Origin of the sequence: Desulfovibrio sp. An276 (assembly GCF_002159665.1) — a bacterium.
Taxonomy (GTDB): domain Bacteria; phylum Desulfobacterota; class Desulfovibrionia; order Desulfovibrionales; family Desulfovibrionaceae; genus Desulfovibrio; species Desulfovibrio faecigallinarum.
In genome coordinates this window covers 42,558-66,005 of record NZ_NFJC01000004.1, presented here as the reverse complement: position 1 = coordinate 66,005, position 23,448 = coordinate 42,558, and the positions used below count along the sequence as shown (strand labels likewise).

The 23,448-nt window shown below is 56.8% G+C and carries 20 protein-coding genes; 11 read left to right on the top strand and 9 right to left on the bottom strand.

From position 1 onward, the window contains the following. The first annotated feature begins 108 nt into the window (after positions 1-108). The 7 genes from B5F76_RS03640 to B5F76_RS03610 all read left to right on the top strand — a co-directional run bounded on the left by B5F76_RS03640 (position 109) and on the right by B5F76_RS03610 (position 9,260). Positions 109-1,269: an ATP-binding protein gene (locus tag B5F76_RS03640; protein ID WP_087351243.1), complete on the top strand. Its 1,161-nt coding sequence runs from the start codon at positions 109-111 to the stop codon at positions 1,267-1,269. Between the two features lie 210 nt (positions 1,270-1,479). Continuing rightward, positions 1,480-3,690, top strand: a complete 2,211-nt coding sequence (locus B5F76_RS03635) for a RelA/SpoT family protein (protein ID WP_087351240.1) — start codon at positions 1,480-1,482, stop codon at positions 3,688-3,690. 36 nt (positions 3,691-3,726) lie between these two features. Continuing rightward, a complete protein-coding gene (locus B5F76_RS03630) occupies positions 3,727-4,881 on the top strand; it encodes a glycosyltransferase family protein (RefSeq protein WP_087351237.1) in 1,155 nt (384 codons plus the stop codon). Positions 4,882-5,148: 267 nt separating this feature from the next. Then, positions 5,149-7,752 carry a M16 family metallopeptidase gene (locus B5F76_RS03625; protein WP_239406945.1) on the top strand — a complete coding sequence of 868 codons (2,604 nt, stop codon included), beginning with the start codon at positions 5,149-5,151 and terminating at the stop codon, positions 7,750-7,752. A 76-nt stretch (positions 7,753-7,828) separates the two neighbouring features. Next, positions 7,829-8,041 carry a Trm112 family protein gene (locus B5F76_RS03620; RefSeq protein WP_087351234.1) on the top strand — a complete coding sequence of 71 codons (213 nt, stop codon included), beginning with the start codon at positions 7,829-7,831 and terminating at the stop codon, positions 8,039-8,041. 6 nt (positions 8,042-8,047) lie between these two features. Beyond that, positions 8,048-8,602, top strand: a complete 555-nt coding sequence (gene yfcE / locus B5F76_RS03615) for a phosphodiesterase (protein WP_087351231.1) — start codon at positions 8,048-8,050, stop codon at positions 8,600-8,602. 46 nt (positions 8,603-8,648) lie between these two features. Beyond that, positions 8,649-9,260 carry a Maf family protein gene (locus B5F76_RS03610; protein ID WP_087351228.1) on the top strand — a complete coding sequence of 204 codons (612 nt, stop codon included), beginning with the start codon at positions 8,649-8,651 and terminating at the stop codon, positions 9,258-9,260. A 269-nt stretch (positions 9,261-9,529) separates the two neighbouring features. Here B5F76_RS03610 and B5F76_RS03605 read toward each other — a convergent pair whose 3' ends face one another. The 5 genes from B5F76_RS03605 to metA form a co-directional block, all read right to left on the bottom strand. Continuing rightward, positions 9,530-10,909 (bottom strand): dihydrolipoyl dehydrogenase family protein, encoded by a 1,380-nt coding sequence (locus B5F76_RS03605; RefSeq protein ID WP_087351224.1) that lies wholly within the window; start codon positions 10,907-10,909, stop codon positions 9,530-9,532. Positions 10,910-11,097: 188 nt separating this feature from the next. After that, on the bottom strand, positions 11,098-12,252 hold the full coding sequence (nifS, locus tag B5F76_RS03600) for a cysteine desulfurase NifS (RefSeq protein WP_087351221.1): 1,155 nt from the start codon (positions 12,250-12,252) through the stop codon (positions 11,098-11,100). Further along, positions 12,252-13,154 (bottom strand): Fe-S cluster assembly protein NifU, encoded by a 903-nt coding sequence (gene nifU / locus B5F76_RS03595; protein ID WP_087351218.1) that lies wholly within the window; start codon positions 13,152-13,154, stop codon positions 12,252-12,254. Before nifU ends, nifS begins: the two co-directional genes overlap by 1 nt. A gap of 233 nt (positions 13,155-13,387) precedes the next feature. Next, the gene (locus tag B5F76_RS03590) at positions 13,388-13,912 is read right to left on the bottom strand and encodes an RrF2 family transcriptional regulator (RefSeq protein ID WP_087351215.1); all 525 of its coding nucleotides are present in this window, start codon (positions 13,910-13,912) and stop codon (positions 13,388-13,390) included. 143 nt (positions 13,913-14,055) lie between these two features. Continuing rightward, the gene (gene metA, locus B5F76_RS03585) at positions 14,056-14,970 is read right to left on the bottom strand and encodes a homoserine O-acetyltransferase MetA (RefSeq protein WP_087351408.1); all 915 of its coding nucleotides are present in this window, start codon (positions 14,968-14,970) and stop codon (positions 14,056-14,058) included. A gap of 177 nt (positions 14,971-15,147) precedes the next feature. On the opposite strand from metA, the gene B5F76_RS03580 reads away from it, so the two are divergent. Then, positions 15,148-15,342: a hypothetical protein gene (locus B5F76_RS03580; protein WP_087351211.1), complete on the top strand. Its 195-nt coding sequence runs from the start codon at positions 15,148-15,150 to the stop codon at positions 15,340-15,342. Here the strand turns inward: B5F76_RS03580 and B5F76_RS03575 are convergent. Further along, a complete protein-coding gene (locus B5F76_RS03575; RefSeq protein WP_162608664.1) occupies positions 15,329-16,006 on the bottom strand; it encodes an HAD family hydrolase in 678 nt (225 codons plus the stop codon). The two genes, B5F76_RS03580 and B5F76_RS03575, sit on opposite strands and share 14 nt — an antisense overlap. Positions 16,007-16,219: 213 nt before the next feature. On the opposite strand from B5F76_RS03575, the gene B5F76_RS03570 reads away from it, so the two are divergent. From B5F76_RS03570 to B5F76_RS03560, 3 genes are all read left to right on the top strand, one after another. Beyond that, positions 16,220-16,972, top strand: a complete 753-nt coding sequence (locus B5F76_RS03570) for an HAD family hydrolase (RefSeq protein ID WP_162608663.1) — start codon at positions 16,220-16,222, stop codon at positions 16,970-16,972. A gap of 49 nt (positions 16,973-17,021) precedes the next feature. After that, complete coding sequence (locus tag B5F76_RS03565) at positions 17,022-17,912, top strand: DMT family transporter (RefSeq protein WP_087351205.1); 891 nt, start codon at positions 17,022-17,024, stop codon at positions 17,910-17,912. Positions 17,913-18,026: 114 nt separating this feature from the next. Continuing rightward, complete coding sequence (locus B5F76_RS03560; RefSeq protein ID WP_087351202.1) at positions 18,027-18,911, top strand: hypothetical protein; 885 nt, start codon at positions 18,027-18,029, stop codon at positions 18,909-18,911. A gap of 114 nt (positions 18,912-19,025) precedes the next feature. On the opposite strand, the gene B5F76_RS03555 is transcribed toward B5F76_RS03560, so the two are convergent. Genes B5F76_RS03555 through dnaG form a run of 3 tightly spaced genes read right to left on the bottom strand, consistent with a single transcriptional unit; the run spans position 19,026 to position 23,409 of the window. Then, positions 19,026-19,886, bottom strand: coding sequence for a thermonuclease family protein (locus tag B5F76_RS03555; protein ID WP_087351199.1), 861 nt, complete (start codon positions 19,884-19,886; stop codon positions 19,026-19,028). Between the two features lie 3 nt (positions 19,887-19,889). Beyond that, positions 19,890-21,668, bottom strand: coding sequence for an RNA polymerase sigma factor RpoD (gene rpoD / locus B5F76_RS03550; RefSeq protein ID WP_087351196.1), 1,779 nt, complete (start codon positions 21,666-21,668; stop codon positions 19,890-19,892). After that, positions 21,655-23,409, bottom strand: coding sequence for a DNA primase (dnaG, locus tag B5F76_RS03545; protein WP_087351193.1), 1,755 nt, complete (start codon positions 23,407-23,409; stop codon positions 21,655-21,657). Before dnaG ends, rpoD begins: the two co-directional genes overlap by 14 nt. Positions 23,410-23,448: the final 39 nt, after the last annotated feature.

Below are 23,448 nucleotides of genomic sequence, written 5' to 3'. Positions count from 1 at the left end.
TCAGGGAACTTGCTGCAAATCCTGATACAGAGGTTGACTTTTTGGCTCTTTGTGCCGAGCCTGTGACAAGTTGTCAGTTGTTCGAAAACGAGGACAGGAGGGTGAGTCATGGGCAGTGAAGAAGAAATCGGGCAGAATTCCCATAGCCCGGAAAAATGCGGCAGAGACACTGAGGTGCTGGATGCCGGAAAGGCGCATTGTCTGCCTGTATCTTGCGAGCCCCATTGGGACGCTTGTATTGTCGAAGGGGCGATTCTGGAAGATCTGGAAAGCTCCCTTGTCCGGGATTTTGTCCAAGGATTGCGCAGCATCCATCCGCGTGTGTTCGGACAGATGGACGAGGAAGATACCTTGCGCAACATGCGCGTGATCGCGGCAGATGGCAAAGGGTGCTTGCGCCCGACACTGGCAGGGCTTTTGGCACTCGGAGTCTATCCGCAAAAGTTCTATCCAAGGCTCGTGGTGGCTTTCTCGCTCTTTGCCGGAAACAGAGACGAAAAGGAGAGTCTGCCCGAAAAGCCGACTTTTTGGGAAAGCTGGACTTTTGTTGGTCCCATACCCGTCATGGTTGCCGATGCCCTTGAGTGCGTGGAAAGAAACATGCGTACAGGTGCGAAGATAGAGGGTGCCTTCAGAAAAGATGTCCCGGACTACGCACTTTCGGCAGTACGCGAGGCCGTAGCCAACGCCCTGCAGCACAGGTCCTATGCCCCGCAAGATCTTGGTCAGCCTGTGTGCATCACTATGTATGGAGACAGCCTTGAGGTCACAAGCCCCGGCAGCCTGTACGGAATGGCTGCAGAAGATCTGGGAAAGCCTGGGAAAACATCCAGCAGAAACGTCTTTCTTTCCGCCATCCTCGAGGCAACCTTTGAGATCACGCCCTACAAGAACGATGTGTACGGAAACAGGGGCCTTATTGCGGACAACTGCGGCAGAGGCCTTACCACCATCGAAAGCGAGCTTGCGAGGGAGGGGGTGCAGCCTGCGCGCATCAGGGCCTTGCCCGATTCTTTCAGCGTGAGCTTTGCAAGTCGCGGAGCTCATGTTTCGGGGAAAAAGAACATACGGGGCAGTCAGCTTTCAGACACTATTGTGGAGATGATAGGGAAGAGCGGCAGCGTGAGCGTGCGCGAAATCGTGGATTCCACAGGCTTTTCCCGCACAAGTGTCGCCAATGCCCTGCAAAGGCTCAAGAAGGCAGGAAGAGTGGAAGCGACCGAGGGGCGCAACAGCCCAAGGCAAAGGTACAGGCTCACGGAAAAGTAGTTGCCCTCCTTTTGCCAATCTCTTTTTCCGGATTTTCGGACTTTCGAACGCTCCCTTTTCCTGCAAAATTCGCGGGAGAAGGGGGCTTCGTGCGCTCTCGCAGTCTTGGCAATGCCCTTCATTCAGGCTACAAGAAAAAGAAGTGAGGAACATGAGGGACATGAGGGACAATTTTGTCCTGCCTGTGTCCAAGTCTGCGGAGAGCATTGTATGATACGCATCCAGGAAATTCTCGACAAGGTGCAGTCGCTGCACAAGGACGCCGATCTGGAGATGATCCAGAGGGCCTACATCTTTGCCGCCACGGCCCACGCAGGACAGACAAGACTCTCCGGAGAACCCTATCTGTCCCATCCTCTGGCCGTTGCCAACATCCTGGCCGAAATGGGCTTTGACGAGCCTACCATCGCGGCAGGCCTTTTGCACGACACAGTGGAAGACACAGGTGTGGACATAGACACCATTGCCGAAAACTTCGGCGACGAGACCGCGGACATCGTGGATGGTGTCACAAAGATCAGCCGCATTCCCTTTGACAGCAAGGAAGAGGCTCAGGCAGAGAACATACGCAAGATGATCCTCGCCATGAGCCACGACATGCGCGTCATCATGGTCAAACTGGCAGACCGTCTGCACAACATGAGCACTCTGGACTTCCAGAAGGCCTACAAGCAAAAGCGCATAGCCCAGGAGACCATGGACATCTATGCTCCCCTGGCAAACAGGCTCGGCCTCTACAACATCATGCGCAAGCTGGAGGATCTGAGCTTCAAGTATCTTCGCCCCGACGTCTACAATCTGATTACCCACTGGCTGGAAGAACATCAGGTGGTGGAAAAGAAGATCATAGAGAACGTTGTGGGCATGCTTCAGGATTTTCTGAAGAAGAACGACATCGAGGGTCAGGTCTACGGACGTATCAAGCACCACTACAGCATCTACAAGAAGATGCTGGCAGAGTCCCTGACTCTGGACGAAATGCACGACATCATGGCCTTCAGGGTCATAGTCAAGGATGTCAAGGAATGCTACGCGGTCCTTGGCCTTGTGCACCAGCAGTGGAAACCCGTGCACGGGCGCTTCAAAGACTACATTTCCATGCCCAAGGCCAACGGCTACCAGAGCCTGCACACCACGGTCATAGGCCCTGACGGCGAGCGTATCGAAGTGCAGATACGCACAGAGGAAATGCACAGGCAGGCAGAGCACGGCATTGCCGCCCACTGGCTCTACAAGGAGCACGGCCGCATCAACAGCAAGGATCTGGCCCAGTTCTCCTGGCTCAACGAAATCTTCGAGCGCCAGCGCGACGAGGCGGACGGCAAGGAGTTCATGCACTCCCTGAAGATGGACCTCTTCCACGACGAGGTCTACGTCTACACGCCTGCAGGCGACGTCAAGGAATTGCCCGAAGGCGCAACGCCCCTGGACTTTGCCTTCCACATCCACACCAAGGTGGGGCAGCACTGCGCAGGCGCCAAGGTCAACGGCCGCCTTGTGCCCCTGGGAACCCCGCTGAAAAACGGCGACACTGTCGAGGTCATCACCGATCCTGCCCGCAACCCCAACAGGGACTGGCTCAAGATTGTCAAGACCGCCAGGGCCCGCAACCGCATCCAGCACTATCTGCGCACCGAAGAGCGCATGCGCGCCATTCAGCTTGGCCGCGAAATGCTGGAAAAGGAAGGCAGGAAGGCCAGCATCAATGTCGTGCGCTGCGCCAAGGAAGGTCAGCTCAACATTGTTGCCCAGGACATGAATTTCGACGGCATAGAGGAACTCTACGCCGCAGTGGGCTACGCCCACGTGACCCCGCGCAAGGTTTTGAACAAGCTCTACGCAGTGCTTCATCCAGGGGAACCGGTAGCTGCACAGAAGGCAGCCGAACCCACGCCACCTGCACAGCCAGCGCACGAGGAGGGCAAGGGCAAGCTTCCCGCAGGCGGCGTTGCCGTCTCCGGCGTGGACGGTGTTCTCATGCGCTTTGCTCGCTGCTGCAATCCCGTGCCCGGGGACCCCATTGTGGGCTACATCAGCCGCGGAGCAGGCATTACCGTTCACAGGGCCGACTGTCCCAATGTTCCCAACATGGAGCCCGAAAGGCTTATTTCCGTGCATTGGGAAGGGGACGAGGGCGAGCAGGGCAAGCCCTTCGAGGGTGGCATCTTCGTTCTTGCCAAGAACCAGCGGGGTGCCCTGGCCTCCATTGCCACTGTTCTTGCAGAGGCGGAAGTCAACATCCAGTCCGCTACCATCAAGGCCCTGGTGGACGGCAGATCCACCCTGCACTTTGTGGTTGAGGTCAAGAACGCCAACCAGCTCTACGAGGTCATCGAGCGCATAGGCAAGCTTCCCAACATCGTGGAGGCAGTGCGCGACAGCGAAGACGCGGACACCACAGTGGCCGATGCCAAGGCCTAGGGCCAACCAGACAGGACATACCAAAAAGGGGGTTTCATGGCGCGGATTTTGTATGGAGTACACGGCACAGGGCATGGACACGCCATGCGCGGGCTCACCATAGCCCGCAGGCTCAGGCAGCACGACTTTCTCTTTGTCTGCGCAGACGATGCCTTATCCGTGCTCAAGCCGGAATTTCCCGTGCACACGATTCCCAATCTCGGCACTGCCTTCAAAAACTACAAGGTGGACTTCAAGACCACCATCAAAAGGGCAGTCCCCCTGCTCTGGAAAAGGGAGAAGTACGTGCGCGAGATCATGGATCTCATCCACGCCTTCGAGCCCGATGTGTGCATGACTGACCTTGAGTACTTTGTGCCAAGGGCCGCAAAGCGCATGAATGTGCCCTGCCTGACCTTGAGCCACCAGCACGTTATCACCTGCTGCAGGCACAATCTGCCCGGCAACATGTGGTGGGACACAATGGTGCAGGGGCTGACTCCAAAATACCTTTTCAGCCCAACGGAACAGAACCTCATTGTCTCCTTCTACCAGCCGCCGGTACTTTCAAAATACAGGGCAAGGGTAGTTCCTCCCATACTGCGGGACAAGGTTATAGCGGCAAAGCCCGAAGATCTGGGCCATGTCCTTGTGTACCAGAGCAACAGCACAAGTCCAGCCCTTTTGGATTTCTTGAAAAACTCTACCAAAAGAACATGCTATGTCTTTGGCTACACCAGGGAAGAGGGACAGGACGGCAATATCGTCTTCATGAAGAAGAGCGAGGACGTCTTTTTGCAGCTTCTTGCGAGTGCGTCCTATGTTGTCCAGGGCGGAAGCCATACGCTCATGACCGAGGCCTTGCATCTTGGCAAGCCCATACTGACCATCCCTCTGAAATCCATGATAGAGCAGCGCTTCAACGCGCTCTACATAGAACGTCTTGGCTACGGCATGCAGGCGGATATGGAGAAGCTCTCTCCGCAACTGCTCACGGAATTCGAGGCAAAGCTGCCAAAGTACCAGGCAAATATCGCAAAGGGACGCTTTTGCGGCAACGAGCTCGTCTTTGGTCTTGTGGACACCTTCATACGGACGAAGGAGCTTCCCCTTGCTGGAGAGCCCAGGGTTTTAGATGCGCCGAGGGAGGAAAAGTCCCTGCGCCTCGGCTCCCCGGAAGAGACGCTTGCGCTCTTTCGCGAGAACAGGTAGCCGAAATCCGCACAAAGCCTCATGAAATCAACAAATTTTCCCGGCCCCGGCCGGGATTTTTGCCCCCTTGGGGGCCCGACAGGCCATGCCTTGGGCATGGGCTCCATGCACACGAGCCTGTCTCCTGCCTCGCAAAAAGAGCGGACAGCAGTTGGATCGCACATTTATGCAAGGGTGATACATATGGCTGAAACAAAAGGAAAATATCCATTGCAGCGCTTGCTGATTCTTCTTGTGGTTACAGGTATGCTTATTCTTTCAGGTTCCATGGAAACAGCAATGGCCGCGGAAAATGCGGCAGAGAAGGGAAGCCTGGGCTTCGAAACCTCTTCCCCGAACGAAACGATCTTCAAACTGGCAAACGGCCTGAATGTCTACCTTATAAAGGACACGCGCTTTCCCATGGTGTGCACAAGGCTTTATGTGCGCACAGGATCGAGCAACGAAAAAGAAAGGGACTTTGGCATAAGTCATGTGCTCGAACATATGGTCTTCAAGGGCACGACCACGCGTCCCAAGGGGCAGATTGCCAGGGAAGTTGAGTCTTTGGGCGGCTATCTCAATGCCTACACGAGCTTTGACAAGACCTGCTATCTTACGGACATGCCCGCAAGGCACTGGCAGACAGGCATAGATATTGTGCGCGACATGGCCTTCCATCCCCTGCTCGATCCAGAGGAGCTGGAAAAGGAAAAGCCCGTCATCATCTCCGAAATGGAAGGCAACGAGGACGAGCCGACCTACAGGCTCTTTCTCGAGGTGCAAAGGGCTGGCCTTGCCAAAACCCCCTATGCCCATCCCATCATAGGCACGAGGGAAAGTGTCAATGCCGTGACCGTGGATTCCCTAAGAGCCTATATCAACACCTGGTACCAGCCCCAGAACATGCTGCTTGTGGTCGCAGGCGACATGGACCCGGAAGCCGTGCGCGCCTATGTGGAGAAGAACTTCTCCTCCCTTGCAAACAGAAACGAGCTTAAAGCCCAGGCCCCCATTGAAGCCAGCAGTCTGGAATTTGCCGACAAGGGGCGCGTGGAAATAGTCAGGGGCAAGTGGAACAAGGTCTATTTGAGCCTTGCCTTCCCCGTGCCGGGCCTTCGCGACTACACATCCCTTGACCTGGATCTTCTGGCCTATCTGCTTGCCGGAGACGGCACCACACCCTTCGAGCGCAAGTACCGCAACGACTTGCGCCTTGTGGACAGCATCTCCGTGAGCAACATGAGCCTTTCCAGAGTGGGGCTTTTCACCATTTCCGCCATTCTGGATGCGGACAAGACAGACCAGTTCTTTACCGAGCTTGTGCGCGATCTCGCCAAATTCAGGATTGGGGACTTTGGCGCAGACGATCTTGCCAGGGCCAAGTTTGTGACAGAGGACGACTTTGACCGCCAGTCCGAGACCCTGAACGGCCTGACCTCCTGGCGGGCCCAGATGGAATTCGAGATGGGCGGGCGCCTTGGCGAGGCCAATATGCGCAAGGCCCTGCGCAGCGTGGATCTTGCCCAGATTGAGAGTGCGTACAGGGACTACATCCGTCCGGAAAGGGTCAGCGTGCGCCTGCTTGCCCCGGAAAAGGCACAGATTGGCGACCTTGCCGCCATCCTGGAACGCGAATGGCCAAAGGCTTCCCAAGGAACGCAGAGTGCAGCGGCTACCAGGGCAAAGGGTCGCGAGACCATAGAGCTTGAAAACGGTGTTCAGCTTGTGCTTGTCCGGGACAACACCATCCCCTACGTGTCCGTGAACATGATAGCTGCAGGCGGCAACGCCCTGCTCAATGAGAAGACACAAGGTCTGGCAACGCTTGTGGCCGATACCTTGAGCGATGGCTGCGGCGAGCTCGACAGGGTGGCCTTTGAAAAGGCCCTGGCCTCGAAGGCCCAGACCCTGGGCGCCAAGGCAGGACGCCAGACCTTTTCCATCAGTGCGAGTACACCCTCGCGCTACATGGACGATCTTCTGGCCCTGATGTACAGCGTCGTGACAGCCCCCCGCTTCGAGGAGAGCGAAATAGCCAGGGCCAAGAAGGACATGCAAAGCGCCAGGATCATCCGCGACGACGACAGTATGTCCAAGCTTGTGGCAAAGCTGTGGCCCTCCCTCTTTGGCAACCACCCCTACGGCCTTGATGCACTCGGCACGGAAAAGGGCGTGAATGCCTTTACGAGGGACGATGTGGTCCGCTACTGGAAGGAACAGATGGCCCAGCCAAGGGTGCTGGTCTTTTCCGGAAAGTTTGACAGGGAAAAGGCCCTTGCTTGGGCGAAGACCCTGCCAAAGGCAAGCGCAAAGCGCGTGGTAGTCGAGGCCCCTTCCTGGGGCAGGGACAAGGAGCTTGTCCTGCACGTGCCGGACAAGAACAAGGCCCATCTTGTGGAACTGTGGCCTACTGTGCCGCAGACACATCCGGATGCGCCTGCCCTGACTCTTTTGCAGGCAGTTCTTTCCGGGCAAAGCGGTCTGCTCTTCTCGAAGATGCGCGACGAGGAGAGCCTTGGCTACACAGTGACTGCCCAAAACCTCACCTTCCAGAAGGCAGGCCTCATGCTCTTCTACGCAGGCACGACACCGGATCGCGTGGAAGAGGCGCGCAAGGGCTTTGCGGCCATAGTACAGAATCTGAAGGAAAAGGAGCTCGATCCTGCCCTGCTTGAGGCAGCCTGCAACGTGATCGAGGGCCGCTATGTGCGCTCGCGCCAGAGCCTGTCCGCCAGGGGCGGCGAGGCTGCCATGGAAGTGTTCTTCGGTCTGCCCGAAGACTTTGCCCTGCAGCAGCTGGAAAAGGCCAGGAAGGTCACTCCTGCGGACATCAGGGAAGTGGTCAGACGCTACTTTGGCGACCCGTACGTGGCTGTGGCGCATCCCTAGCATTTTGTCTATAGTAGGTGTCCGGCATGGCTTCATGCCGGACACACAAGGGCCCCGTGCCCCGAGGAGCGTTTTTATGAACAAAGAGGAACTTCTGGGCCTTCTGGTCTGCCCAGTGTGCCAGGGCAAGCTTGAGCTTTTGCCGGATGCTGGCACTTGCGAGGGCCTTGCCTGCGCAAAATGCGCCCTTGTGTACCCTGTGCGCGAGGGCATTCCCGTCATGCTGCCCGAAGAGGCGCTGACAAGGGACGCCTGGATGAACAGGGACAAGACTGGCACAGGGGAGTAGCAATCAATGCGCATGCTCATAGCATCCGATTTGCACGGTTCCTGCGAGAGCCTTGAGTTTCTGCTTGCAAAGACCGAAGAGATGAAGCCCGACCATGTGGTCCTCTTGGGAGACATCCTCTACCACGGACCGCGCAACAGGCTGCCCGCCTCCTATGGCCCTGGCAACATGCCGGACAATTTTGCAAGGCTCATGGAAATGGTTCCGCTCATCGCCGTTCGTGGCAATTGCGATGCCGAGGTGGATCTCTTTGTCCTGCCATTCCCCATGACGGAAAGCGCCTGGATAGTGGACGGAAGCCTCGAGATATACGCAAGCCACGGCCACCGCATCCCCGAGGTTCCGCCCATGCCGGGCTTTGCGAAGGGAACCGTCTTTTTGCGCGGGCACACCCATGTGCCAAGGGCAGAAGAGGTGGACGGGTACCATTTCTGGAATCCGGGTTCCATGACGCTGCCCAAACAGGGCTATCCCAAAAGCTACGCTGTCTACGACAATGGCTGTTTCACGGTCCTTGGCCTTGATGGATCGGTCATTGCGAAGGAAGAACTCAAGGTCTGATTTTTCCCATTTTCCGGATTTTCGGATGCCCTTGCAGGAGGAGCCCATGAAACCGTCCACGAAGCCGCTCTTTACCCTTGCCGGGAACACGCAACTTGTCCTTGCCTCGGGCTCGCCGCGCAGAAAGCAGTTTCTGGACGATTTGGGCATACCCTACATCGTGCGTCCCGTGTCCGGAGAGCCGGACGCAATCCCCGGCCAGAACTCGCGCGAATTTGCCCTGCACTGTGCACTGTTCAAGATGTGGGCAGCAAGAAAGGCAGACAACGAGGTTGTTCTGGCTGCAGACACCATTGTCACCCTGGACGGCCGCATCATGGGCAAGCCCTCGGACAGGAGCGAGGCTTTGGAAATGCTGAAAAGCCTGAGCGGCAGAGACCATCAGGTGATCACGGCAGTCGCCTTGAGCTTTGCGGATCAGAACACCATTACCGTGTGCGACGTTTGCAACGTGCACTTCTACCCCTTTGGCGAGGATATCTTGCGTTCCTATGTGGGGACCGGAGAGTGCGACGACAAGGCCGGAGCCTACGCCATACAGGGCAAGGGTGCCTTTCTGGTCGAGAAAATCGACGGCTCCTGGAGCACGGTCGTGGGACTGCCCATGACCTGGGTTGTGCAAAAGCTTTTGCAGGCAGGTGTTCTTCTGCCTGCCTGAGACAGTTTCCGGACAGATATGACAGCGGGCATGATGCAAACTTTGCATCATGCCCGCTGTCATTGCTTTGGTTCACGGCGTCTGACGCCATGTCACAGTTCTAACGCTCTAACGGCAATCGTTCAGGGGGGCTGTAACGCGCCGCACCGACCCATATCTGTTCGCAGCAGGTACCGGGGGGCTTTGTAGATTTGTATCTGACTCTGTCCAGCCACTTTTGAGTCACAAAGCAAAAAAAATCCGAAAAAGAGAGCATGGACAAGGCCTTGTCACACCCTGGACGGGCTTCGCTTGGCTCTGATGGCTGCCACGAGGGTTTCGTCCAGAGTGGGGTGGGCCACGATAAGTGAATCCAGTTTCTCCGTGTGGTACTGGCCTATGAGCAAAAGCTGTGCAGAAAGGGTCAGCTGGGAGACATTGGCTCCAATGGCAGCTATGCCTGCCATCTTGTCGCCCCTCCACACAACCTTCACAAAGCCGTAGGGATTGCCCGTAGCCTGGGCTATGACGTTGGAGGCAAAGTGTGCCTTGGAAACGGTAACATTGTTGCTCAGGGCAGTTGCCTCCCTTTCTGTCATGCCCACGCGCATGATCTCCTGGCTTCCGTGGAAGCAGGACGGGCAGGGCCCGGGCTCGTAGGGAGCGGTTTCCAGTCCCAGGATGCTGCGGGCAACGTATTCGCCCTGATGGGTGGCAGCGTGTGCGAGCAGGATCTTTCCGTTGACGTCGCCTATGGCCCAGGTGGTCTCGGAAGAGCGCAAATAGTAGTCGGTGGTGATAAAGCCCCTGCGGTTTAAGGCACAGCCTGCGTTTTCCGCGCCCAGCTCCTCTGTATTGGGCATGCGTCCGGAGGCAATCAGGCCCTTTTTTGCCATGTACTTTGCCCCGTCCGCCAGGGTGAGCACGGCATTTTCCCTGTTCTTGTCCGGAACAAGGGAGACTGCCCTGACACCTGTCAGGCAGATGACACCGCGCTTTTCCAGATGCATGCGCAACTGCATGGCAATGTCGCTGTCTTCCGTGGGTGCCAGCTGGGGCGCTGCCTCGGCAATGATGACGCGCGTGCCCATATGCATGAAAAAGTCCGCCATTTCCACGCCCACAGTGCCGCCGCCTGCAATAATGAGGCTTTCTGGAATGACACGCTGCTGCAAGATGGTTGTGGAACCAAGGATAATGCGTCCGTCCGGAGTGAGGTTCGGATAGGTCGAGGTCCTGGAACCGCAGGCCAGTATCATGTACCTGCTCTCGATGGTGAAGGAATGGGCGTCACGTTCCGTTATGCGTACGCGCGTGGGCGTAAGGCAGTGGGCCGTGCCCTTGAAAAGATGCACGCCAAGGCTGATGAGCTCTATGGCAAGGGCCTTGCGTGTGCCGCTCACGAAGTTGCGCACCTTTTCGCGCAGGGCAGAGAAGTTGACGTGCTCTGACCCATGCAGGATATTGCCCCTGGCAAGATCATCCATGACGCTTAAGGGGCGCACTGCTCCGAGCAAAAGCTTGGTAGGAACGCAGCCGCGGTTAAGGCATGTGCCTCCCCAGCTGCGGTTTTCGACCAATGCGACCTTCTTGCCTGCCCTGGCCAGTATCCTGGCCGCTGCAAGGCCGCCGGGGCCTGCCCCTATGATGATGACGTCAAATGCTTCCATGGATTGGCTCCGCATCTTCCTTGGGTTGCCGAATTGCAATGGGCTCCAAGGTACGACTGTGGGCAGCCTTTTTCAAGGTAGTGAAACACTGCAAAACGGCACGCAAAAAAAATCAGGACGCCCGGAAAAGCCGAACGTCCTGACAAGATTGTGCTTGTTTTTTTCAAAAAGCGTGAGCAGCTTGCCGACTAGTCCTTGAAGGGGGAGAGGTCGCGCAGGGTCTTGATCACCGGGGGAATGTTCTCGATTGCAAAATCCACTTCTTCTTCCGTGTTGTAGCGGCACAGGGAGAAGCGCGTGGAGCTGTGGGCATACTTGAAGGGCACGTTCATGGCCTTGAGCACATGGGAGGACTCAAGGGAGCCAGAGGTGCAGGCAGAACCGGAGCTTGCGCAGATGCCAAGGCGGTCGAGCATGAGCAGCACTGCCTCGCCCTCGATGTTCCTGAAGGCTATGTTGGTTGTGCCGGGCAGGCGGTGTGCGGGATCGCCATTGACCTTGCATTCCGGAACTCTGGCAAGGATGCCGGCCTCAAGCTTGTCGCGAAGTGCTGCCACGCGGGTCAGCTCGTCCGCCATGCCTTCCTTGGCCATCTGGCAGGCCTTGCCGAGGCCCACGATGTAGGGCACGTTTTCCGTACCGCCGCGACGGCCCCTTTCCTGGTGTCCGCCACGGATAAAGGGACGGAAGAGCACGCCCTTGCGGACATAGAGCATGCCTATGCCCTTGGGGCAGTGGATCTTGTGGCCGGAGATGGAGAGCATGTCCACCGGAACCTTGGAGAGATCGATGTCCACCTTGCCTGCGGCCTGCACTGCGTCCGTGTGGAAGAGGATGCCGCGCTCCTTTGCCATTTCCGCCATTTGGGGGATGGGGTAGATGTTGCCTATCTCGTTGTTGGCATACATGATGGACACAATGGCCGTGTCCGGGGTGAGGGCATTGGCGTATTCTTCGAGATCGAGGTTGCCCTTTTCGTCAACACCAAGGCGGGTCACTGTGTAGCCGTTGCGTTCCCAGAAGGCACAGGTCTCGAGAATGGCAGGATGCTCCACAGCAGTTGTGACAATGTGCTTCTTGCCGGGCCTTGTCTGCAGGGCAGTCCAGATGGCAGTGTTGTCACTTTCCGTGCCGCAGGAGGTGAAGATGATTTCCTGGGGCTTTGCATTGAAGAGATCCGCCACCTGTTCGCGGGCCTCGTCCACGTACTTTGCGACCTGTCCGCCAAAGGTGTGCATGCTCGAGGGATTGCCCCAATAGGTTGTGAAGAAGGGCAGCATTGCCTCGGTCACTTCCGGGGCGACCATTGTGGTCGCATTGTTGTCGAAATAGATGGTTTGCATTAGGCCTTCACCTCTTTGACAACGATGTCGGGCTCTACCTGCATGCGCAGTATGGATTCGATGACCTGATGGAGGGTTGCCTGGGAGGCGGGGCAGCCGCCGCAATGGCCGGTGAGCTCCACGCTCACAACCTTTCCGGAAATGTCCACAAGGCGCACGTCGCCGCCGTCAGCCTGCAGCTGGGGACGGATGAGCTGCATGGCAGCCATGACCTTTTGCATGCGCTCGATATTGGTGAGACCGGCAGGGGCTGCTTTCTCTGTGTGGGAGGCTGCGACCTTCTCGTTCTGGGCTATGGTTTGGGCAACGCCTGCAGCTGCCTCGCCCTTGCCCTGACGGCGCAGCTCCTCTTCGAGAATTTCGGAAATCTCGTCGAGGCAGGTGCCACAGGCGCCGCCAGCCTTTGTGAAGGCCGTGATATCCTCAAGAGTGGTCAGATTGTTTTCCCTGATGGCCTTGATGATGGTCTGGTCGGTCACGTTGAAGCATTTGCAGACGAGCTTGCCCTCTTCCTGGGCGTGGGGCATGGCAGGCTCGCCCTTCCAGTTGCGGATGGCTGCCTCAAGGGCTTCCTGGCCCATGACAGAGCAGTGCATCTTTTCCCTGGGCAGGCCGTCGAGGGCCTTGGCGATGTCTGCATTGGTGATCTTCAGCGCATCGTCCACCTTCATGCCAATGACCATATCGGTGAGGATGGAGCTGGAGGCAATGGCGCTGGCGCAGCCGAAGGTTTCGAAGGTGGCCTTTTCGATGACACCCTCGTCGTTTATCTTGAGGTACAGCTTGAGTGCGTCACCGCAGGCAAGGCTTCCCACTTCGCCTATGGCATTGGCGTCTTCCAGGGGACCGGCGTTATGCGGTTTGAGGAAGAAGTCCTGGACCTTTTGTGAGTAGTTCCACATGTGATGTATCTCCTTGTACCGCAAGAGCAGAGATGGGCACTAAGGCCAGGACTTGCGGCGAGAGTTCGGATGAGCTCGATTCTTGCTGTTATATATGTCCCGCTTTGCAAAAGGGAAGCCCCCTTGAGGCGGGCAAATGGCGGAAAAGAAGAGGCCCGCCCCGCGAAAGCTTGTGCAGGGCGGGACAGGCAGTGAAATGCAGGCGTGAAATTTTTCCGTGCGCAGGGAAATTTCTATCCCTTGCGAGTTTCCTGATCTTCCTCCCAGATTTGGGAACAGGGCTTGAGACAACCCTCGTCGCAGGGCTGGGGGCAGGGGGCAATGCTCTCCTCGTCCCTTGCGTCGTCCATGAAGCTCTGATCCGCGCAGCTGCCAAGATCCCTCAGGGTCTTGGAGCGCAAAAAGCTGCGCATATGGTCGTCAAACTGCTGCCAAAATGACACTGTCTTGCACATGTCCTTGCGGGGACAGTTGTCGGTCAGGCAACGCACTGGGGAGATTTCTCCCTCAAGATGCACAATAACGTCCTCGAGGTTGATATCCTCTGGCGGACGATTCAGTCCGTAGCCGCCACCAGCTCCGCGCACTGCAGTAAGGATGTTCAGGGGACGCAGCGCACGTGCGATTTGCTGCAGATAGCCGGAAGAGATGTTTTCCTTTTCACCGACCTGGCTCAACTGGATTCGTTCCCCAGGGGGAAGTTCGGCAAGGCAGAGAAGAAAGCGCAGTCCGTAACGTGTTCTTGTCGAAAAATGCATACGCACCTCGTGGAACTTTGGTCCGACAGACCTTTCTGCTCTGTTGCCATGCACCGGTTTGAGACTTCAGCGGGCTGCAGGAAGAGCAGCCTTTTTTCAGAAAGGCAGGGATATGAGTGGAAAACGGGGTGTTGTGGCAGGTCCTAGAGGGTGAATGTATAGGGGGTTTCCTGGTAGACGTAGTAGTTGAGCCAGTTGCTGAAGAAAAGGTGCGCGTGGGCGCGCCAGTTCATGACAGGGCTCGCATCCGGATTGTCGTTGGGATAATAGTGGCGGGGCTGGTTGATGGGCAGTCCCTTGGCCAGATCCCGCTTGTACTCCAGATCCAGGGTCTCGCGATCGTATTCGAGATGGCCTGTCATGAAGACCTGGGAGTGGTCATATCTCTCGACCAGGGCAAGGCCGGCTTCCCTGGAGATGGCAAGAACGTTGAGCTCCGGAACTTTCAAAACGTCCTTGAGCAAAACCTCGGTGTGCCTTGAGTGGGGGGCGCAGAAGACATCGTCAAAGCCCCTGAACAGGCTGCAGGTGGGCATGAGAATGTCGTGCTCGAAGACACCGAAGCGCTTGGAAGGCAGATCGTGCTTCGGGATGCCGTAGAAGTGGTAGAGGCCGGCCATGGCAGCCCAGCACAGGTAGAGCGAGGAAAAGACGTGGCCGCTGGCCGCATAGGTCATGATGCGCAAAAGCTCGTCCCAGTAGTCCACCTGCTCGAAGTCCAGGTGTTCCACGGGAGCGCCGGTAACGATCATGCCGTCAAAGTGCCGGTCCCTGATTTCGTCAAAGGTCTTGTAGAAGCGCTCAAGGTGCTCAAGGGGCGTGTTGCGAGAAACGTGCTCCCTTGTGCGCAAAAGTGTCACATTGACCTGGATTGGAGTGTTGGAGAGAACGCGCAAAAGCTGTGTTTCTGTTGTGATCTTGGTCGGCATGAGGTTGACGATCACAATGTCGAGCGGACGTATGTCCTGCGAGGATGCGCGCTCCTCGCCCATGACAAAGATGTTTTCCTTTTCAAGGGCGGCCTTGGCAGGCAGATCTGAGGGAATGTTTATGGGCATTTTACTGGGACCGGATGGAAAAGGGTGCCCCGAGGTCAGGGCATAGGACAAAACTGGAAAAACAAAACGTATTCTTTTTCCTTTTTTTTGACCGGCTTTGGATGTTGCCCCCTTTGTGTCTTTTGTAGGGGGTACAATGCCACTCTTGCTGCACGTGTTCTCAAGGAAAGGCAACACATGAGTCTGCGCGACTTCAAGACTAAAAAGCGTAGGAAAACAATTGTCTTGCTAGACAAACCCGAGCAATTGCATTGGGCAGGGTCTTGGGGCAAGGAAAAAGAGCGTAGCCTTTATCTACAAGAATTGGCTAAGCCGGTCAAGAAGCAGCGAAGCAACGGGTATGAAAAAAACGCCCTTTTCAAAGAGTTGTGATCTCAGACGGGTGGTGAACGATTGCGTTGGCACCGTTTGCCAAAAGTTCGGCCTCGTCGCGAAACCCCCAGGTGACGCCTATGGCAAAGAGGCCGGCATTGCGTGCGGTCTTCATGTCTGTGGCAGTGTCGCCCACGTAGGCGACCTCGTCCCTTTCAACTCCGAGCTCGTCTATCATGGCAAGCAGTGCCTCGGGGTTCGGTTTCAGAGGGACATCCGGCCTTTGGCCGCGCGCAAGGGCGAAGGTGGAAGGGAAGAAGTCCTCGGCAAGACTCCGCGTCAATGGATCCGGCTTGTTGGAAAGGATGGCAAGGATTTTTCCCTGCTCCTTAAGGGTCTGCAGCATGGGAAGAATGCCCTCGTAGGGCACGGTGTTGACGCGCATGTGCCCTGTATAGAAGGTCTTGGCTTCGTGCATGAGGGCCTCGAATTCCGCAGTTTCCGGTGCAGGATTGCCGCGCAGGGCCCGTTCGACCAGTTTTCTGAAGCCGTTGCCAACGAAGATCTTGTAGCTTTGTACAGGGTGTACGGGCATGTTGTGCCTTTCAAGCATTGTGTTGCAGGCAAGGGCCAGATCGGCAAGGGTGTCGAGCAGGGTTCCGTCCATGTCAAAGACAAGGGCCTTGTGCTGGGTCCGGGAATTTGCGGAAGAATTGGTAGGCATACTGTTGTCCTTGGCTTTTGCGCGTAACAGAGTGTGGATATCTCTTTTGGCTATGCGTCTGTTTTCTTGCGGGGAGTACCCGGGCAGCGCATTGTGAGAGGAACCAAGACTATACATATTTGCTCTTCGTTGCCAAGACCCGCAAAAGGCTATAGAGGAGTGGCCCGGACAATTGTTTTGTCTGATTCCCGTGCATGTGGAGGAAAGGACAACGTGCGACTTCTGGCCTGCGATTTTGACGGCACCGTTTTTTGCAAACACAGCATTTCGGAACGCGATCTTTTGGCCATTGCCAGATGGCGTGCCGAGGGCAACCTCTTTGGCATTGTCACAGGCCGTGGCGCTGGGACGCTCCTTGCGGACCTTTCCCGCTTTCCTCTGGAATACGACTTTCTCTTGTGCAACAACGGAGCGCTTCTTCTGGACAGCAGGGCAAATCCTGTAGCCGAGCGCCCGCTGGGCATCGAGATGAGCCGCTACCTTCTGGACCACGAGATACGGGAGCACTGTTCAAGCTGCGCGCTTTTCGCAGGATCTGCCATGTACGTCCTTGAGGAGACGGGCCCCTGGCTCAACCCCGTCTACACGCCATCCACTCTGGCTGTCCAAAAGGCCAGGGATATCGATTTCCTGCAGATAAGCTTTGGCTTCAGGGAGAGGACGAGGAGCATGGCCTGGGGGGAAAGGCTGCAGGCGGATGTTGCCGGAAAGGCACAGGTACAGTGCTCGCTTTCCGTTGCCGATGTGACGGCAAGGGGAGTTGGCAAGGCCACTGGCATTGCCTGGGCCCTGGATGCGCTTTGCCTGAGTCCAGGTAACATCCTGACTGTGGGCGACGACGGCAACGACAGGGAAATGCTTGCCGCCTATGATGGCTACGCCATGGAGGGGGCGGACAGGGATGTGCTTGCCGCAGCTGGCAAGAGCACAGCTTCTATTGCGGACCTTGTGGAGCAATGCCTTTAGATCAGAGACAAAAAGCGCTTTCTTGCGCGCACAAAAAAGAGATTTTGCAATGAAATACAAGCAGGAACTTGCCCTGTGCGTTATAACCATGATATGGGGCGCTACCTTCATCGTCATCCGCATGGCAATGGAGAGTTGCGGCCCCCTGTTCTTCGTTGGCTTGCGCTTTGGATGCGCGGCCCTGATTCTTCTTGCGCTCTCATCCTCCGTCATCAGGGATATTACCAGAGAGGAAATCGTGGGCGGGTCTTTGCTAGGCTGCATTGTCTTTGCAGGCTTTGCCCTGCAGACAGCGGGCCTTGCCTCGCTTGATGCTGCCAAGTCCGCCTTTCTGACAGCCTTCTACGTGCCCCTTGTGCCCCTCATAGAGTGGATTTTCATGAAAAGGCGCCCTACGGCCAGATCCTTTGTGAGCCTTGCCCTGGCCTTTGTGGGCGTTGTGCTGCTTTCCGGGGGATTCCAGATGAACTTCGAGGCGAGCACGGGTGAAATGCTGACACTTTTGTGCTCCCTCATCTTTGCCATGGAAATTGTCTGTACAGGCATCCTTGCTCCGCGATCCAATGCCAGACGCCTGGCCTTTGTGGAGGTCTTTGTCACCTCCCTTCTCTCCTTTGCCCTCATGCCCGTGGCAGGAGAAGGGATTCCGGAATTTTCCTGGTACGTGCTCCTTTCCGCCTGCGGCCTGGGCTTGAGCACTGCCCTCATCCAGAGCGTCATGGTCTGGGCACAGAAAACAGTTCCCCCGAGCAGGGCTACCCTCATCTATACGGGCGAGCCTGTCTGGGGCGGCATTTTCGGCTATCTCGCTGGCGAGAGGCTCTCACCCTCGGCCCTGCTTGGCTGCGGCCTTGTGGTCAGCGGCCTTCTGTCCGGCATTGGCAGGAAAAAGGAGCGAAAAGGCAAGACTGTCCAAAAGAGTTCCTCAAGGGCAGGGTAGGCTGCTGTCACTTTTTCGCCTGCCTTGCATTTTGCTGTTCCCTGTGGGAAAAACAAATCAGGTGCTTCCGTTTTTGACAGCACGGAGGGCCTTCCATTCCCAGGAGGAATCAGTATGGCGCGCTATATTACCAACCTCAAGGATCTCGGCAAGGATCTGGCCTGGACACTGTTGCAGCAGGCGCGGGGCATTCCCGAGGCCAAGGGCATAGACGACTTTCTTGAGGACAAGACCTTTGTGCTGCTTTTTGCAAAGTCGGATTTGTCCGAGAGACTGTGTGTTACGGCTGCCATACGCCAGATGCGTGGCCATGCAGTGTACATGGGGCCAGAGGAAAAGTGGGAGGAAACAGTCTCACAGTTCCCGGCTGCGCTCATGGGCTCCATACGCTACTACATGGACGGAGTCATTGTGTACGGCATGCGTGCAAGCCAGTGGCAACCAGGGCCCGAAGTGGACTTCCCTGTCCTGAATGTGGGTTCCATGGACGCGCATCCCGCCCATGCCATAGCGGACATTGCCTGCATGATGCGCTACTGTCACGACGATTTGCGCAAGGTGCGCATTGCCTGGATTGGGGCACCTACAGGAACCATGTTCTCGCTCATGGAAGCGACCATGTTCTTTCCCTTTGCAATGCAGATTGCCCTGCCGGACATGTATCGCAACCCCATATACGAGACTCTCGCAAGCGACTACATGTCGGACATTACCTTTTTTGAGACGCCAAAGGAGGCGGTCAAGAATTGCCAGTTCGTCTTTGCCGGCAACAGTGGTCGCGGCATGCTCTCTCTGGAACAGATCAACAGATGGTCCCTGACCCGCGAGATAATGTCCCATGCGGAAGACAACGCCCATGTTTTGCTTGGCACAGCGCCCATGAAGGCCATTCCCATAGAAAACGAGGTTATTGGCAGCAAGAACGCACTCTTGTTGTTGCAAGCAGAAAACCGCCTGCGTGTCTACAAGCGCATGCTGCACTGGCTCTACGAATATTAACAAGGGCCCAATACACGGCCCGATATGACAAGGAAAACAAAAACCGGCCCAAATCGCCTCACAGGGCATTTGGGCCGGTTTTGCGTTCTTTGTCAGTTTCTTCGGACAAGGCTGCTATTTCTTGTCGGCAGCAGGCCAGAAGTCCCTGGATCGGGCTGGCGCGTAGCCGGAGGAAAAGGCGTCGAGAAGCGTTCCAAAGTACATGCGCAGTCTGGGCTTTATCTGTTGGCTGCGCACATCGTTGCCGGAATAGAAGAGCCTTGTTTCGGTATTGCCGGTCCAGGGGAGCCTTGCGGCCTCAAGTTCCAGAATCCTTCCCCAAAAACCCCTTCTTGCCTGCATGGCCTTTTGCTGCAGGGCATACAATGCGTCGAGATAGCCCTGGGGAAAGTGCGGATCGTGGACTACATAGGCAAAGCCGTTCTCGACCAGAAAGGCTGCCAGTGAAGTCCCGTCTTCAAGGACAACATCCGCCAGAAGGCGTCCCTGGGGATCCTTTCTGCTGGCCTCTGCCCTAAGTGTCACGTGCCTTTTTAAGGCAAGCTTTCTCAAGGCATCCCTTGCCTCTACGGCAAAGTACTGTTCCACATGGCGCCTTGAGCGCTGCCCTTTCTTTGTGCCCTTTGCCTGAGTCTCCTCGTCTTTTTCGACGTGGAAGTTTTCCTCGCGCAGTTCCTGATTGGTGAAGAGGGTGGGCTGCGAGAGGGCAAGGTCCGGAGCGTCTATGCAGGCAAGGCGTATGACACGCCTGTCCGTGAGGCGCAGGGTGTCGCCGTCCGGAATCTGGAGCACAATGGCCCTGGGCCTTGACTCAAGCTCGGGAATGTCCGGCAGCACAAGCCTTGTCTCTTCCCTTGCCGGTACAGGTGCGGAGAGGACCATATCTCCTTCCGTCTCTGCTGCCATTGCCATAGGTGTGCTGCCAAGCGTGGCACAAAGGACAAGGGCTCGCAAAAGGACCTTGGGTCCGAGCATAGGCTAGTTCTCGTAGTAGGAGCGCAAGGGTTGGCTGCGGATGGGATGGCGCAGCTTTCTCAAGGCCTTGGCCTCGATCTGACGGATACGCTCGCGGGTCACGTTGAAGAGCTTGCCCACTTCCTCGAGGGTGTGGTCGCTCTTTTCGGCAATGCCGAAGCGCTTGCGCAAAACCTGCTCTTCCCTGGGGGTGAGGTCCGAGAGGACCTGTGCCAGCTGTTCGGAAAGCTTGGTGTTGATGACTTCTTCCGCAGGGGCAACGGCCTTCTTGTCCTCGATGAAATCGCCAAGGCTGGAGTCTTCCTCGTCGCCAATGGGCGTTTCCAGGGAAATGGGCTCCTTGGCAATCTTCAAAACCTTCTTGACCTTCTCCACGGGGTAGTCCATGCGTTCGGCAATTTCCTCTGGCGTGGGATCGCGGCCGAGCTCCTGGACAAGGTAGCGCGAGGTGCGGATGAGTTTGTTGATGGTCTCGATCATGTGCACCGGGATGCGGATGGTCCTTGCCTGGTCGGCAATGGCGCGGGTGATGGCCTGGCGGATCCACCACGTGGCGTAGGTGGAGAACTTGTAGCCGCGCTGATACTCGAATTTGTCCACAGCCTTCATGAGACCGATGTTGCCTTCCTGGATGAGATCCAGGAATTGCAGGCCGCGGTTGGTGTATTTCTTGGCAATGGAGACCACAAGGCGCAGATTGGAGCGGATGAGCTCCTGCTTGGCCTTCATGGCAGCATCGTTGCCTGTCCTGATGCGCCAGAGGACTTCTTCGAGGTCGCCCACGTTCTGGCAGCACTTTTCCTGCAGACGCTTCAGGATCTCGATCTTGCCCACGATCATTTCTTTGAAGGAAAAGACCTCGTCCACGCTCATGTGCAGACTTCTGGCAACCTCGATGGGCTGAATCTCGCGGTTGTCCAGTTTGTCGAACAGGGACTGTATCTCGTCCTGCTTGCGTCCCGTAGACAGGATGTAGGCAGAAAGATCGCGCTGACAGTTGTGCATCTGGCGCACGTAGTCGTCCACAGTCTCGATGACGCGATCGATGAGCGTCTTTTCGAGCTTGATGTCCGAAAGGCGTTTGACCACCTCTTCCTTGTAGGCAAGGATTTCCTTCTGGACGTTGATGGTCCGCTTGTCCTCGTGCCCCATGGAGTCGTTGAGCTTCTTGTAGAGCTTGCGCTTCTTGCGGTAGATTTCGCGGATCTCGTCGAGAAGAAGAAGAACGCGCGAGCGCTGGTTCATCTCGTCCTCGCTCGGATCGTCTTCCTCGATGGTCTTGACCACATCCTTGAGCTTGATACGGCTCTGGCGCAGTTCGTCGCCCACGTTGATGAGCTCTTCCACGGCCACCGGCACTTCCACCAGGGCGTAGAGAACGTCCATCTCTCCCTGCTCGATCTTCTTGGCTATGACAACCTCGCCGTCCCTGTCCAGCAGGGGCACTGCGCCCATTTCGCGCAAATACATGCGCACGGGATCCGTGCTGCGGGAGGAGTAGTCGGCAGCGTCGTCGTCATCGCTGATGTCCAGACTGTCCTTTTCCGAATCCTCGTCCATGGACGGACGCGAGAGCTTCTTCATCGCATCCTTTTCGTTGTCGACAACAAGTATCTTTCTTTCCTCGAGGGTACTCAGAATCTCTTCGTACTGCTCGGGGCCATGATCGCCTGGCAGGGCGTGCAAGACTTCTTCATGGGTGAGAAAGCCCTTTTCCTTACCTCTGGCAATGAGATCGTCGATAAGTGCCTGGTAATGTTGAACTTCCTTAAACTTGGTCATTTGTTTTCAGCTCCGAAAGAGGTTCCGAAAGAGGTTCCTGAAGGGTGTCAAGAACATGCATGCCGGCGCTGTAGTCGCCTTGTGCATCGCTCTGACGCAGGAGCGCGGAAAAAGAAGATTTTTGAATGGAGTGCAAATATTTGTCAAGAATTTTTTTCAGGGCCCCGAGCTCTGCCTCGGGATTTTTGCACGGCGGTGCCTCAAGGCCGCGGTGCCTGTCCCAGAGAGTTCTTGCCTCACCCTCAAGCTCATAGCCGGCGTTTTCCCCCTGTTCCAGGATCTTGTTCCACAGGGCACTGGCCATGGGGCTTTTGAGCAGTATGTCCGCTCCCATGTCGCGTATGTCCCGTGCGTGTCCCGGGTAGCGTATGGCAGTGCGCAGTATTTCGCGCTCAATGTGGGGCAGGGTAGCCGAAATTGCCTTGTCTTGCGCCTGATTTGCCCTTGGGGCCTGCGACATGTCCTGCACAAGGCCGTCGCGCAGGCTCTGTTCGTCAAAGTTGAGCCAGCGGGAAAGGTAGGAGATGGTCGGGCTCACAAGCTCCGGGATCTGCATGCCGCGGATGAAGGTTCTGCACCATTCGAGGGCGTCCCTGGGGGCTACCCCATAGAGGGTTTCGACACAAAAGCGCAGGCCCGGCATGGCCTTGTCGCACAGCTCGCGGAAAAAGTCCGGTCCCTTGCCGCGCAAAAGTGTGTCTATGTCCTCGCCCTCTGGCTGGAGAATGACCTTGACGGATGCCCCGCGGGAAAGGAATTTGGTAGCCGCTGCCATGGCAGCCTTGCGGCCTGCGTTGTCCCCGTCGTAGAGAAGGTTCACCTGCGGGCCGTAGCCAAGGATGCGCTGGACCTGCTGGTCCGTGAGGGCAGTGCCAAGACCGCCGACAGAATTTTCAAAGCCGTACTGATGCAGGGTGAGCACATCCATGTAGCCTTCTGTGAGATAGACCTTCTTGTTCACCCGTATGGCCTTGGCAGCCAGATCCAGGCCGTAGAGGTGCTCGCCCTTCTTGTAGATGGGGCTGTCCTGGCTGTTGATGTATTTGGCTGCGTCGCTGGCCTTGTCGATGATGCGTCCGCCAAAGGCTATGGTTTCCGAACCTGTGTTGCGGATGGGAAACATGAGCCGTGCACGAAAGGGGTCGTAGGGCTTGCCTGTCTTGGAGGATTTGCCGAGCAGACCGCCCTCCATGGCAAGGTTCAGATCGCATCCTTTGGCCTGCAAAAAGGATGCAAGATCGTGCCAGCCGTCTTTTGCCCAGCCAAGGCCGAAACGTCTGGCAAGCTCCGGGCTTATGCCGCGTTCGGCCATGTATTTGCGGCAGGCAGCCCCGTCCGGGCCTTCCAGATTGGCCACAAAGTGTCCCTGGGCCAGGCGGTACATGAGCAGAAGATCCTTTTTCCTGTTCTTCTGCCTGGCAGCCCCTGGATGCTGCCTTCTCGGACCAAAGGCTGCGAGATCTACCCCTGCCTCCTGGCTCAGCTGTTCGAGCGCATCGCGAAAGCTCAAGCCGTGATACTCCATCATGAAGGTGAAGATGTCGCCGGATTTCTGGCAGCCGAAGCAGTAGAAGCGCCCGTCCGGAGTCACGTTGAAGGAGGGTTTGGTCTCCTGGTGGAAGGGACAGGGCGCCACAAAGCGGTTACCCATCTGCCGCAGGGGAATGTAGCGGCCAATGAGATCCACTATGCTGATACGCTGCTTTATGAGTTCCACAGCGTCGTTTGCTGCCATATCCATTCCTCTTCTCCCCCCGCAGGAGCGGATCTCCTGCAGGGG